Origin of the sequence: Algoriphagus pacificus (assembly GCF_017254845.1) — a bacterium.
GTDB lineage: Bacteria > Bacteroidota > Bacteroidia > Cytophagales > Cyclobacteriaceae > Algoriphagus > Algoriphagus pacificus.
Genome location: NZ_JAFKCU010000003.1, coordinates 624,270 through 637,919 on the forward strand (window position 1 = coordinate 624,270; position 13,650 = coordinate 637,919).

The window sequence follows — 13,650 nt, forward strand, 5'->3', positions numbered from 1 at the left end:
CGTAACTGTCCCTGCTCCCTGAATAAATGATGTAAACAAAAAATCCCATAGTCATCCAGACTAATTTAAAAATAAAAAAGCCACTCGGTTTGTCGAGTGGCTTTATCGTTTCAGAGCCTCCTATCGGGATCGAACCAATGACCTACTGATTACAAGTCAGTTGCTCTACCAGCTGAGCTAATTGATATTCAGCATGTTACAACAATTAATAATAAATATGTCATTGAATTCTACACTCTGTAGCAAGTGAATTAATTATTTAAGATAAGAACCATTCATATCCGTTTTCTTCATTCTTCAATGCATTCTGAATACCTGTGGTAAATTCCAAAGCATTTAGACTACGATCAAGAAATGTATCGATATAACTGCTCTTGTTAGCTTGAGTGAACAGGTTATATACATTCCATAAGTTGATGTCTCCTCTATCATCACGAGAGAAACTTTCATCTTGATAGAAGTCTTTTGCAACTAGATTAATTTGACCGTCAGTGAAATGAAGTTCAGGTATAGACTTTTTTGCATCCTTTGAAAGATGCTGATAGAGTCTGCATCTTCCTACTAACTGTGCAAACTGTTGTTCAGTAAGAGAATATTCAGAAAGTTCTTTCATCTGCAAAATGTGCTTGTCCACCTTATAATTCTGAATAACACTCATAATATACCCACTTAATTGCTCCAGTGAAGACGCTTTCATCTGTTCTTGATATCCATCTGTACTTACACAAAGATTACAGCATACCAAATTCTGGAATCCTATAAAGAACTTGAATTTCTCCATACTCTTCTTTTGATACAGATTTTCCAAGTTATAACTCCTAACTCCTCCTATTGCAAGTGAGACTGTATTCCCTCCTATCTTCTCTGTTATTTCAGGAATCCTTGCAATAAATGCCATCCGTTCATAATAGATAGTTTTTTCATTGTCAAGCAGTTGACTTGCAGGTTTATGAATTGCATCTGGTGTTCTTCCTTTAATTTGATGACTTACCCTAATTTCTGGTAATTCTATGTTTATTCCTGGAATAACACTCAAACATGCATCTAAGGAGCTGTCAATAAACTCTTGATGAGAGATAGTCCTTTCATTGTCTTTTGCAAACACCGGAATGATGCAGTCATTTGAAAGATGCTGAAGCTTAACCTCCATAGTATTTGCTTCAATAAATGGTTTTCTTGCAGGTAGAGAAATTGATTGTGAAAGATCAATTTCATGATGCACGACACCATTTGACTGGGAGAATTCTTCATTCTCACCAAAGGGATTGAAATTTAAGTTCATAATTATAGATTTAAATTGAGTGAATACCCCATAAAACAGAAAGACCTACCCTTTATGAGAGTAGGTCTTCTATTCTATGGAGTAGTTTTTTAAATAAGACTTAATTCACTGAAGCAGCAATATCTTCCTTCAGGACCAATTATGATATGGTCCAGTAATGTGATATCCATCATTTCAAGTGCAGACGTCAACTTTTTTGTAAGTAAGATGTCTTGTGTTGAAGGATTCATATTACCTGAAGGGTGATTATGTGCAACAATTACCGCTGAACACATTAAATTGATTGCAGTACCAACAATGATCTTTAAATCAACCACTGTTGCACTAACACCTCCTGAAAATGTATTCATCGTACCGATTACTGTATTAGAGCGATTTAAGTAGATCACTACAAATTGTTCTTGTAGACCAACACGTTCTTGATCAATGAGAACATTTATTATCTCTACTGCTCCTTCTACATCCTTGATTACAGGTCTATTACTAAGAGTTGTGTGGTATTTATATCCAACACTTAACTCACCCAGATTGCTCAGATTCATTTTACTCCATTTGAAATAATACTTCCTAAATGAGGTATTCCATTTGTCTGATTAACATTCAATCTAAGTTGATTTGCTCTGCTGTTAAACTCTGCAATCCACTTGTCTGCTCCTTCTGTTTCTTTGTACAGTTTATAGAGGTCTTCTAGAACTAAACAGTTCTTAATTTTCTCTTCCACTATACTAGCTTTTGTAGCAGCACCTTCTACACACCACTTTGCAATCAGTTCCCCCGTATCCTGATTAATTTTAAATGGTGCATTAATATTAAAGAGTTGTGTTCGATCCTTACTCACTTTTGCATTGTGGTAAATATCAAGTTCTAGCATGATCGTAAAATCATACTCCAAACCATCACGCTGTATACCCTTCATACCTACCTTCTCAGGTACAGATTTGCCATTTTTATCAGTTATTATATAGTCTTGTTTAGATCTGATTGTGGCAATTACATGAGCTGGAGAATTAAGAATCTTTTGAATCAAAGCATTATGTCTTGGTGTAATCTTAGACCAATTGGTAAAACTGTTACCTGCCATTTGTGCATGTGATTCTAGAATTCCTCCTTCACCCTCCCATTCATGACTAAGACTGTCAATAATGATTACATCCATTGAAGATTTTTGAGATAAATCTATTGCTTCAATGTACCTTTCTGGTGTGTAGGGAGGTTTCAAAGTAATAACATTGTACTCTCCTAGATGAGAATACAAGTCTGCAGATTGATTTTCTGAATCAATTACTGCAATCTTTTTCCAATCCTTACACAATCCAAATGCAAGCAGTAAAGACGAGTAAGTCTTACCACTACCTGAAGTTCCTTGCACACCTATTCTAATGCGTGCTTGAGAACGATTTGAAAGTCGTAACTCCATAGAATTTAAATGTTTAAAATGTTAAATTATTGATTGAAATGAACTGGAATCCGTGCACGTAGATCAATTCCAGGTATTAATTAGTCTGTACACGGGGGTATACAGACTGCTTAATGCAGAGGGGGTTGAAACAAGTATAGACTCTTATTTCTCGTTGGTACAGTTGAAAAAAATTATAAATTTTAATTTTGGAATAACCCAGTTAAATAATGTACATATCCTCAAATGACATTTTTATCAATTACTTGATGAGAGTATTTCCAGAGCACTATGCTAAGATGAACTCTGAAAATGAAGCAGAATTAATTAAGATTTTTAATAAGAAAGCTCATTTAACCTCTGATACAAATGAAATCAATCAAAATTCTAGAATCTCTTGGTCATTACATTATTCACACCCGTATTTCAGAATGATGAAAAAATCACTAAATTTTAAAAGGTGTGTTAGGGAACAATTGAAGCATTATAAAAAAATCAGAGGAAATGACATATTTTAATTCTAATAATAACTAATATCTCTCAATGTAATAAACATAGGTATTTCATTTTGGTACCTAACACATTTAATCCAATCTCCAAAATCATTATATTGGTAAACATATTTATAATTTTTAGAGAGCATAGCAATATCATGAAACATAAAATCTTTTACAACATTACCAAATTCATCATATTCAAATTCTTCTTCTTGATATTTAGAATACGATGCTTCTCTCCCTCCATTATTAATAAATGATTCAGGCATATCTTTTTGGTAGGATTCAATTAATATTAGTTGGTTTAAACTGTCATACTGATAAGTTTTGAACCTATCCTGATAGACCTCCATATCTTCACCAAACTCAACTCTTCTATAAATCAGATTCTTATTACTATCAAATTTTTCAATTTGAGTTTGCTGAAGTATACCTTGACTATAAAAATCATCTGATTTATAATACTTAGTAATTACGGTATTATTGTTATCTTCATAGGTGACCATTGTGAAATTACTAACACTTCCATCGGCTTCAATTGTTTTAACACCAAACAATCTATTATATTCATCATATTTATAGTATTCTTTACCTACTAAATTCCCATCTTGAAAATTTGAGACAAGAGTAACATCTCCTAAATTATTATATTCATAATTTTGAGTAAAATTCACCTCAAGATCTGATTGAAAAAACATTTTACGTAAAACTCTCCCCTCTTTATCAAAATTCACTATACTATTTTGATTATCTATTGCCCCATCATCAAAATCTCGCTTTATCTCATCTTGAATAATTTCATCAACCTGTTCAATTGCAGTCCCTGTTACTGTCTTTATGCTTTTAATAAGAACGTCCTTATCTTGTGCACAACCGTTTAAGAATAATATTATTATCAATCCAAAAATCTTAATTGAATTATCCATATTGACAAATTTCTATTCGATCAAAAATTCCTCTTCTAATTTCAATAAATATGAAATTGTATTATTGTAATCATTTAGATTCTCAATTCTAGCCCATTTAGACTTTAACATATCAATCTCTTGAATATCTACATAAGGCTTAATAACAATCAATCTATTTCTAAATTCAAGATTCTTTTCAGATATTGATTTTTTAAAACTATGATTAAAGAAAATTAAAAGAAACAATATTACTGATGTAAATAGAAAAAGTCTATCTAGTAGCTTAACTCTTCTATCTAATGCATTAGATTTAATTGATATGCTTTTTTCTAATTCAATTAAATTATTTTCTAATTCAATATTGTTTCTTTTCTCAATCTGAGCGGGCGATAGCGTAGTATTTAAACTATCTCTAAAGGACATCTTTAATTTTGAAACCTCGTAATTAAAATTTTTAATGTTAACAAAAATTATAAATAAAACAAATTCAAATAATAAGACTAAAACTAAACTATTGTTTTGTGAAAATAAATTTGGATCATCAACTGCTATACTTTTATAATATACATTACTTATATTCTCATTAACATATATTATAAAATTAACAAATGCCTTACCTAAAATATCCAAAAATGGTTGTAAATAAAAAATAACTACACCAACTACAAATGATATTGCTATACTTTTGAAATTTCTTTTGATAAAATTCATATTAAAATTTGTTAGCTGATAACCCTCTCTACAAAAGTATCTACAAAGTCCATTACTCTTTTTAGTATTCTAGCTCCAACAGACTTTCTCTGTAGCACTGTTGGTTTATCACCTTCAATTAAATCTAACACATCATCTCGTAAAGGTTCTCTCTCTGAGAATAAGTAGTTCTCTATCAAATTTTGCGTTTTCTCAGGTGATAATTTCTCTTCTTTTACCAGCTTATCAAATGCTTTAATTTGCTCTTCAGTCCAAAACTTATCAAACTCATCTTCTAAATTTTGAGTGTCTGAGATATGAGGTAAATTCTCATTGATGAATTTTTCAATCAACTCACGCTTACTCCTTAGACTTGTTTCACCACTTAACAGATCAACTATTTCTTTCTTCTTCTTCTCTTGATCTTCTGGTTTAGAATCCTTTAATGCTGATAAAAGCTGTAGAATATAAGCAACATTTATTTCATCTCTATGAATTAGTTCTAGTTCAAAATCTACATCTTCCAGAATGGAAACTTTATCTGGTTGAATATTAGATTTCACTTTTTCATGAACATCTAAGTATTTACTCTTGTAATCTTCAAACTCCTGTTCATTGATATCAAGTACTTCCCAGGTAAAATCTACAAATGAACTCAATGTATTCTTGTATCTCATCAACTCTCTAAATGCCTTTACAAATTCAAATTCTTCCTCCTCACTTCTAAGATCATTAACTGAATCAACTGTAGGAACAAGATCTTTTAATTTAGCTACTGCTTCATTAAATTTCTCCTGATAGTTTTCAATAGGTTCCATGATGATTACATCAATCGCATTCTTATTGCTGAAGAGTGTAATAGCTTCATCTGTAGCTTGTTTGAGATTTCTAAATACAACAATATTACCCTGAGATTTCAATTCATTCAATATTCTGTTAGTTCTGCTATAAGCTTGAATTAACCCATGATACTGTAAATTCTTATCTATATATAGAGTGTTGAGTTTGGGAGAATCAAATCCAGTAAGGAACATATTCACCACTAAGAGAATATCAACCTTCTTCTCTCGTACCTTTTTGGAAATGTCATTGTAGTAGTTGTAAAAGCTCTGAGTATCACGGGTGGAAAATTTTGTACCGAAAGTCTCATTGTAGTGACTGATATACTCATCTAATTTCTCTCTGGTGTGTTTATTCAAACCGTACAATGCTCTAGGATCTTCTTCTACTACAGAGAGTTCTTCTGAAATTGATCCATTTGCATCTTTATCATCTTCATTTGCAGCATAGCTAAAGATTGTTGCAACTGTAAGATTATGTTCTCCATTCAGTTTTTTCTTTCTGAACAACTCATAATATTTGATCAATACTTCCACACTACTTACACAGAACATCCCGGTAAATTCTCTGTTGTGAGTTTTTTTAGAATGATTGGCAATAATGTAATCAGTGATTTTTTCAAGTCTACCAAAGTCTTCAATCAACTCTTTGGTGTTAATGTCTTCAACCTTAATGTCTAGAGCAGTTTTTGAACCTTCCTTTGCTTTGTATTTCCCTACATATTCAACTGAGAATTTTAAAACATTCTCATCTTTAATAGCATCAGTTATTACATATTTATGAAGACATTCTCCAAATAATTCTTTGGTTGTTCTCTTCCCCAATTCATTCTTGACTGCATTGTCAGCAAATATTGGAGTACCTGTAAATCCAAATAGTTGAATATTTGAGAAGTAAGACTTTATTCTATTATGTGTCTCTCCAAATTGACTTCTATGACACTCATCGAATATGAATACCATCCGCTCATCTTTGAGCAGATCCATCTTCTTGCTGAACTTAGCTTTACTTATTGCAGTATTAAGCTTCTGAATAGTGGTGACAATTAACTTGGTGTTATCAGAGAATTGCTCGACCAAACCTCTTGTATTTTCTGTTGCATCAACACAACCTTTACTAAAGCTGTCAAATTCTCTTGACGTCTGATAATCTAGATCTTTCCTATCTACTACAAATACTACTTTTTTAACTTCCGGTAAATTCATTAAAATCTGAGCTGATTTAAATGATGTCAAAGTCTTACCTGAACCTGTAGTATGCCAGATATATCCATTTTTCTTGGTATTGATAACTCTATCAATTAAAGCTTCCACTGAATAAAATTGATATGGTCTCAGCACCATGAGTATCTTAAATGTCTCATTAAGCACTATGTACTTACAGATCATCTTAGAAATATGACATGGATCTAAAAAATCAGAAGTAAATCCATTCAGAATATTTGTTAACCGGTTATTCTCTTTGTCCGTCCAATAGAAAGTCTGCTTGAATGATTGTTTGCTGTTATTTGCATAGTACTTGGTGTTCACTCCATTACTGATTACAAATATTTGAACATACTGGAAGAGAGCTGCACCACTTCCAAAGGAGTGTTTATGGTATCTATTAACCTGGTTAAATGCTTCTTTTAATTCTAAACCTCTTCTCTTTAGCTCTATCTGTACAAGGGGTAATCCATTAATCAAGAGTGTAACATCGTACCTATTTTTGTACTTACCCTCCATTGTGACTTGATTAGTTACCTGGAATTGATTCTGACACCAATGTTCTGTGTTAATGAATTCAAAGTATAAATCATCACCATTATCCAGCTGAATATGCTGTTTTTGACGAAGAGTCTTAGCTTTCTCAAATGCAGATCCTTTATTTAAGAGATTGAGCACTCTTTCAAATTCTGGAGCTGTAAACTTTACTTTATTGTGTTTCTCAAGCTGATTCTTCAAATTACCAATCAGACTTACTTCATCTTTAAGAGTTACATAGGTATACCCCTGTGATTGAAGTTGTTTAATGAGCTGTTCTTCAAGAACTTGTTCTGATTGACGAGACATTATTTACTGAATTAATTTTTCAATTCTATTTAGAATTCTATCTCTATCTGGTTCCCAAGTGTGATCATCATGCTTAATACCACCAAATTCTTTTTGAATTAAATATTTCAAAGAATTCCATTTCTTGCTATCATTAATTTTAAGACCATGTATAGTAGGAATTACAGCTCTTAAATCATCGAACCCTAATGGAGGAATTAAAATAGGAATACCAATTTTAGACAATACCCATGCTGCACCCATTTCACACATACTGATTTGACTTTCAAAATAATTTGGAGTGATCACGAATAACACTATTGAATTTGAGTTTATCTCTGATTTTATTCTTTCTAAAAAATCTTCCCCCAATTCAACTCCATAACCTTCAAATGAAGAGCAAAAAATTTGATTTCTACTTAACCCTATTACTTTGAGCATTTCAACAACTTCTTCAACATATTCTATATCCCTACTAGAATGACTAATAAATATTTTATTCATACCTTTTTCAGCAACTTCATTCTTAGAATAATCCCCAAACTCCTCAATACTTCCTCTAACTGCTTGAAACAAAATAATTGCATCTTCAATACCTTTATTAAAAACTTCTTTTTCAAACTTCACTCCCGCCAAATACTCAGCATAAGTAGGATTTCTTTCAAACTTTATATCCTTAAACCTTTTTGATTGAGTATTAAAATCACCAAAAATCATTGACAACCTATCTTCAACTGTTAGTTTCCAAATTTTAAATTTAGGGTTATCAACATTAGAATCTTTTAAACTCTCAGCTTCCTGTTCTAAATTAAAGAGAATTTCTATTTGCTTAATTGGTTGCATATATAGGGTCATTTAAACAAACATTTGTTGAAGTAACCCTTTCTTCCAAGTCTCAAGCTGCTCAATTTGACTTACCAACAATTCTATTTTTGAACTCAGTTTTGATATAAATTCTGCAATTTTTCTTTGCTCTGCTTCTACAACAGGGAGAGGGATTTGAGCACCATTTAAGAATGTATCATTATTAATATTCATGGTGTTTTTTGCTCCTTTTTGCACTAGAGGATTCAAATAATTATATGTGTTGATTGGAGATAGAAAATATTCATGAAGAATATAACCAAGAGCTTCTGTATCAGGAGTAAAAACTCCATATAGTGGTGAGACAACACCTGATCTATCAGTTTGATTTTGCTTAATAATTCCAAATGGAAATTCTGATGTAGGACTTTTGGTATATACAACATCCCCAGGTAGAATTACTTTATAATGTCCAATATCTTTAGCTGAATATGATCTACCTAGATGCTCTATCTGATTAATCACTCCTTTATGTTTTGCAACAGAGAATACTTCAGTTATTGAGTTCTCCTTATTTTTTGTTTTATGCTCATATAGGATTTCACTTAATTGTAATTCCTCCCAATCAGGAAAATCTTCACCATTCTCATCTTTGAATCTAATTTCTTGAGAGAACAACTGCTGCATTACTCCCTTTTTGTATTGCTCTAGTAGTTCTTTTTTTTCTTTGAGTTTATTGATCTTCTCATCTACCAAGGAGAGAAATGATGCAATTTTTTGTTGTTCAGGTTTTGTAGGCACATTTATCTGTAGTAGTCCTAATTGCTTAGGATATAAGTGTACTACAGAATTGCCTTGTGCAAGTTTTGCAATTTCAATCTTTCTCTTTCCATTTAGGTAATAGGAAAGAAACACGCCATCAATTTTAGATTTTATAATATTAAGATCACCTCCTAATGCGACCCCTTCCTTTTTCACACAAGATGCTTTAGCTATATCTATAGAACTTTCCCCAGATGCCGGTATTATGACATCATTAATTTCACTCAATATTAATTCTTTCTTAGGTGTGTTTGTTCTAGAAATGATTTCTGATATCGTTTCTCCATAATGAGTGTATAGCTCCCCATATCTAATGCACTCAAGATTACCTGATGAATCAATATCTGATTTAGATATCCCTTTACCTTTAGAAAATTTTGATACTTTACCAAGAGTAACATTATTCCAACTATCGTAGAACTCATTAAATCTAATTTCAGGTACCATATTATTTGGGTGATTCTATTCCAAGTTCATTACAGAAGACTTCAATTTGACTATCAATTGACTCTAAATCAATTTCAATAGATTTAATTCTTTCAACAGTCTCTTTTAAATCAATCTTTTCTTCCACTTCAAAAGTATCTACATAGCGTGGAATATTAAGGTTGTATTCATTCTCCTTAATCTCCTCAAGACTTGCTAAGTAAGAATACTTATCCTTCACAGTACGCTCTCTGAAGGTGCATATGATCTTTGAAATATCTTGTTCTCTTAAGTAGTTTTGAGTTTTTGCTCGCTCATAGTCATTACTTGCATCTATAAATAATACTGAGTCGGCTTGTTCTCTGCACTTTTTAAAGACTAGAATGCAGGTAGGAATTGATGTACCATAGAATATATTACCTGGTAAACCTATCACAGCATCAAGGTAGTTTTTATCTTCAATCAAAAATTGTCTGATATGTGCTTCAGCTCCACCCCTGAACAATACACCATGTGGTAATACAATTGCCATAGTACCATTATCAGCTAGGTGATATATCATGTGCTGTACAAAAGCAAAATCCGCTTTGCTTGAAGGAGCTAATTTTCCATACTGAGAAAACCTATCATCACTCATATGTAGTGGATTAGCAGACCAATTTGCTGAGAATGGAGGATTAGCAACTATTGCTTCAAACTGATAGTCAATATGCTGTGGGTATTCTAAGGTGTCTTCTTGCTTGATATCAAACTTCCTATAATGCACATCATGAAGAATCATGTTCATCCTAGCAAGGTTGTAAGTAGTTCTGTTAAGTTCTTGACCATAAAAATTACCTACTTCTTTTACTTCTTTTGCAACTCTGAGTAGGAGCGAACCTGATCCACATGTAGGATCATATACTGATTTTAATTTCTCTTTACCTGTAGTGACAATTTTTGCAAGTACTGTACTAACTTCTTGAGGAGTGTAAAATTCACCTGCTTTTTTACCTGCACCACTTGCAAACTGAGCAATCAGATATTCATAAGCATCACCTAATACATCTAACTCCGTCTCTTCCAACTTAAAGTCAATTTTATCCAGGTGAGAAAGAACTTTTGATATTAATTGATTTCTTGCTTCCGGAGTCTTACCCAACTTCGTTGAATTAAGATCCATGTCTTCAAATAAATTATCAAAGTCTTCTTCAGACTCAGATCCCATGGTACTTAACTGAATGTTATTAAGTATTCTCTGAAGATCTTCAAGAATAAAATTGCTTGAACCTTCAATATCTGAATTACCTTTTTTTGCTAATTCTGAGAATAACTCACTAGGATTGAGAAAATACCCTAACTTTTCTAATGCTTCCTCATGAATTACCTCCAGGTATTGCTTACCTAATTCAGTTTGTTCATCAATAGATTTGTAAGTGATCTTATCCTCACTAAGGATGGTATTTGCGTACAAGTCCATTTTCTCAGACAGGTACTTGTAAAAAATGAAACCTAAGATGTAATCTCTGAATTCATCAGCATTCATCTTACCTCTCAATGTGTTAGCAATATTCCAGAGCTGTTGCTCTAGTTGCTTCTTGTGATCTTCACTCATTTAATTTTGATTTGCTACTGAAAGTATCATTTTCAGCTCAACAAATGAAGAAATTAGTCTTAAAAATGTGAATATTCTTAGTAAGGAAAGACTTTATTCGCCTCCATCAAGATTGATGCTTAATCAATAGTAATGAGTTTTCAGCTTACACTTAATTATTAAGCTACATCCTTAGTTGCTATCTAGTAAAATCATGCTGGAAAGTTTTTTTGCTTGGTAATTACCTTTAATTTTCACTACAAGGTATCTGACTCAGAATGTTCTTCAGCATGGAGGTTTGCCACATTGCAATGGTTTTATTATGTACTATTTCACTTCAATTATGGCACTAGCTTCATAATATTCATTTACATTAAAAGTTTTTTTCTTAATTAATTCTCCAAATGGTAGATGATCAATTACTTTGTAATAGGAACGAGCACCTTTTGCTATTCTTTTTTTGTTGAAGTTAACAGGTTCTATAGTGCACATTACATTCAGGAGATCAAGGTCTGTTAATTCTGAAGTCCCAATAATGACATCAATATTACTTTTTCTCCTAAATTCTTCTATTATTGAAGTCAATTCATCTTTGTAAATCTTCTCTCCAATCTTAAAGTACTTATCTCTTAATGCTTTAATTGCGCTCGTCTCTTCTAAAAAATGGAATGCTAACCGAGCAGCTAAGAGAGAGAAATTTTTCTTGCTTTGTGGACTTGAAGCCTTTTTTATCATTCTTATAAGTTGTTCATGGTTCATTTTTGCTTGATATTCCTCGAACAATGAACTGATTAATATTCCTTCTTTTCCAATTTTTTCAGCAGGTAGCATCTTGAATATAAATGGATTAACCTCGAATTTTCTAAGAACATTAATAAGCATCTTTTTTTTATAAGCATTTATTTCACGGATTGTTGTTTGTCCTGATATTTTCACTTTGCTAATGTGCTCCCTGGAGATCACAGTATGTCCTTCCACTTTTAATCTTTTTTCCAAACTATCTTTGCTACTATAATAAGTATTCCTTGAATCCTGAAGTTCTAAAATTGCATCTATACCTAAGTAAGACACCTCTAGTTTTTGAATCCTATCAAATTTATCATAGAATGTTAATCTAAAACCTTCGACATTTAAGTTTTTGGTTGAATTTTCAAGCACTTTTGGAAGTTTGTTTGACAAATACTTATCACCTTCAATATTGTGCTTCATACATCCAGATAAATCGACTACATTTTTAGCACTTTCTTGTAGATCTTTCAGGTTATAGATTGGATAGGAAATACCATGTTTAAAGGATTGTACTATTTTGAAACTAGCTAACGATACTCTACACCTTCCAGCAATTTGAGTTAGTCTCGATGCAGATGGTGAATTATTTGAGTCTGTATTATCAGTTAGTGCAATGAGGTGGTAACTCTCCTCTATATCAATTCCGTTGTAGTAGGCAGAAGTTTTAAAATTGATATTTGAAGGTAAAATTCCGTCTACAATTTCACGATTAAACTTACCAGCTTTACCTTTTGAGTGAGATCCACATAGAATAGAAATATCATCTTGAGATATTCCAAGTGATGAAAGCTTGTTCGCTAAAACTTTTGACATTATTACAGAATTTAGAGCTACTACAATCTTAGTATATGGTTTACTCATCTTCACATCCTCTAGAGATTGCTTGACGAGTTCCATAATCAGCTCTATAATAGTTCCATAAGGATTTACTGCATGAAGAAGTACAATTTCGAAAACTTTCTTTTCCTCAAAGTCAAGCTTTATTCTCCTCTCAAAAGAAAGATTAGGATCATTGAATATTACAGGTGTTGCTGTAATCAGAGCTCTTTTTTGCAATGGAAATGTCTTATAGATCTTCATCGCAATATTCATTAAAGCTCTATAACTAGAGTCCATCTGCATTGAGTCAGATTCATCAATTAATAAAAAATATTCTTCTTTTTGTTCTTCAGACATTTGATCTAGGATTCTCGGTAGACTGTCAGTTACACAAATGATTTTCTTGTGAGGTATTGATGAGTTATTGAAATAGTTCTTGATATCCTCATCTGTTGGACATTCTAATTCATGTGTAGCTGACCCTACGTAAAGAGAATTAGGAGTTTTCTTAGCTTTTGCTGATGCAGTTGCTTTTGTTGGTTCTACAATAATTGAGTTCCTTGTTGCTTTAAGCTCCAATGTAGTTGCTCCAACACCAGTTTTTGTTTTGTCAATTATCCCATAAGGTGTTTCTTCTAAAACTTCTCCTAGATACTTTACATTCTTAGGGAATTCATAATGAAAATAATTGTTTACAGAATCTTCCGTGATCACCTTGACAGATGATCCTTCAATAAAATTTAACATGAATTATCTTATTAGTAGATAAGTCAG

10 protein-coding genes are annotated in these 13,650 nt (G+C 32.1%); all 10 read right to left on the minus strand.

Annotated features, from left to right (window positions below; translation table 11 throughout):
• Nucleotides 1-259: 259 nt before the first annotated feature.
• Nucleotides 260-1,282, minus strand: coding sequence for a DUF3871 family protein (locus J0A69_RS15195; RefSeq protein WP_206587457.1), 1,023 nt, complete (start codon nucleotides 1,280-1,282; stop codon nucleotides 260-262).
• A gap of 89 nt (nucleotides 1,283-1,371) precedes the next feature.
• Nucleotides 1,372-1,824 carry a JAB domain-containing protein gene (locus J0A69_RS15200; protein WP_206587458.1) on the minus strand — a complete coding sequence of 151 codons (453 nt, stop codon included), beginning with the start codon at nucleotides 1,822-1,824 and terminating at the stop codon, nucleotides 1,372-1,374.
• Nucleotides 1,821-2,699: an AAA family ATPase gene (locus J0A69_RS15205; protein ID WP_206587459.1), complete on the minus strand. Its 879-nt coding sequence runs from the start codon at nucleotides 2,697-2,699 to the stop codon at nucleotides 1,821-1,823. The genes J0A69_RS15200 and J0A69_RS15205 overlap by 4 nt, the downstream gene beginning before the upstream one ends.
• 499 nt (nucleotides 2,700-3,198) lie before the next feature.
• The gene (locus J0A69_RS15210) at nucleotides 3,199-4,101 is read right to left on the minus strand and encodes a hypothetical protein (protein ID WP_206587460.1); all 903 of its coding nucleotides are present in this window, start codon (nucleotides 4,099-4,101) and stop codon (nucleotides 3,199-3,201) included.
• Between the two features lie 12 nt (nucleotides 4,102-4,113).
• Nucleotides 4,114-4,794 carry a hypothetical protein gene (locus J0A69_RS15215; RefSeq protein ID WP_206587461.1) on the minus strand — a complete coding sequence of 227 codons (681 nt, stop codon included), beginning with the start codon at nucleotides 4,792-4,794 and terminating at the stop codon, nucleotides 4,114-4,116.
• An 11-nt stretch (nucleotides 4,795-4,805) separates the two neighbouring features.
• Complete coding sequence (locus J0A69_RS15220; RefSeq protein WP_206587462.1) at nucleotides 4,806-7,664, minus strand: type I restriction endonuclease subunit R; 2,859 nt, start codon at nucleotides 7,662-7,664, stop codon at nucleotides 4,806-4,808.
• Nucleotides 7,665-7,667: 3 nt separating this feature from the next.
• Nucleotides 7,668-8,486, minus strand: a complete 819-nt coding sequence (locus J0A69_RS15225; RefSeq protein ID WP_206587463.1) for a toll/interleukin-1 receptor domain-containing protein — start codon at nucleotides 8,484-8,486, stop codon at nucleotides 7,668-7,670.
• Between the two features lie 12 nt (nucleotides 8,487-8,498).
• Nucleotides 8,499-9,716, minus strand: coding sequence for a restriction endonuclease subunit S (locus J0A69_RS15230; RefSeq protein WP_206587464.1), 1,218 nt, complete (start codon nucleotides 9,714-9,716; stop codon nucleotides 8,499-8,501).
• A gap of 1 nt (nucleotide 9,717) precedes the next feature.
• A complete protein-coding gene (locus tag J0A69_RS15235; protein ID WP_206587465.1) occupies nucleotides 9,718-11,289 on the minus strand; it encodes a type I restriction-modification system subunit M in 1,572 nt (523 codons plus the stop codon).
• A gap of 306 nt (nucleotides 11,290-11,595) precedes the next feature.
• Nucleotides 11,596-13,623: a hypothetical protein gene (locus J0A69_RS15240; RefSeq protein ID WP_206587466.1), complete on the minus strand. Its 2,028-nt coding sequence runs from the start codon at nucleotides 13,621-13,623 to the stop codon at nucleotides 11,596-11,598.
• Nucleotides 13,624-13,650: the final 27 nt, after the last annotated feature.

Coding starts and splice junctions, on each gene's coding strand:
- J0A69_RS15240 (WP_206587466.1), bottom strand. CDS start 13,623: ATGTTAAATTTTATTGAAGGATCATCTGTCAAGGTGATCACGGAAGAT.
- J0A69_RS15210 (WP_206587460.1), bottom strand. CDS start 4,101: ATGGATAATTCAATTAAGATTTTTGGATTGATAATAATATTATTCTTA.
- J0A69_RS15235 (WP_206587465.1), bottom strand. CDS start 11,289: ATGAGTGAAGATCACAAGAAGCAACTAGAGCAACAGCTCTGGAATATT.
- J0A69_RS15220 (WP_206587462.1), bottom strand. CDS start 7,664: ATGTCTCGTCAATCAGAACAAGTTCTTGAAGAACAGCTCATTAAACAA.
- J0A69_RS15195 (WP_206587457.1), bottom strand. CDS start 1,282: ATGAACTTAAATTTCAATCCCTTTGGTGAGAATGAAGAATTCTCCCAG.
- J0A69_RS15225 (WP_206587463.1), bottom strand. CDS start 8,486: ATGCAACCAATTAAGCAAATAGAAATTCTCTTTAATTTAGAACAGGAA.
- J0A69_RS15205 (WP_206587459.1), bottom strand. CDS start 2,699: ATGGAGTTACGACTTTCAAATCGTTCTCAAGCACGCATTAGAATAGGT.
- J0A69_RS15215 (WP_206587461.1), bottom strand. CDS start 4,794: ATGAATTTTATCAAAAGAAATTTCAAAAGTATAGCAATATCATTTGTA.
- J0A69_RS15200 (WP_206587458.1), bottom strand. CDS start 1,824: ATGAATCTGAGCAATCTGGGTGAGTTAAGTGTTGGATATAAATACCAC.
- J0A69_RS15230 (WP_206587464.1), bottom strand. CDS start 9,716: ATGGTACCTGAAATTAGATTTAATGAGTTCTACGATAGTTGGAATAAT.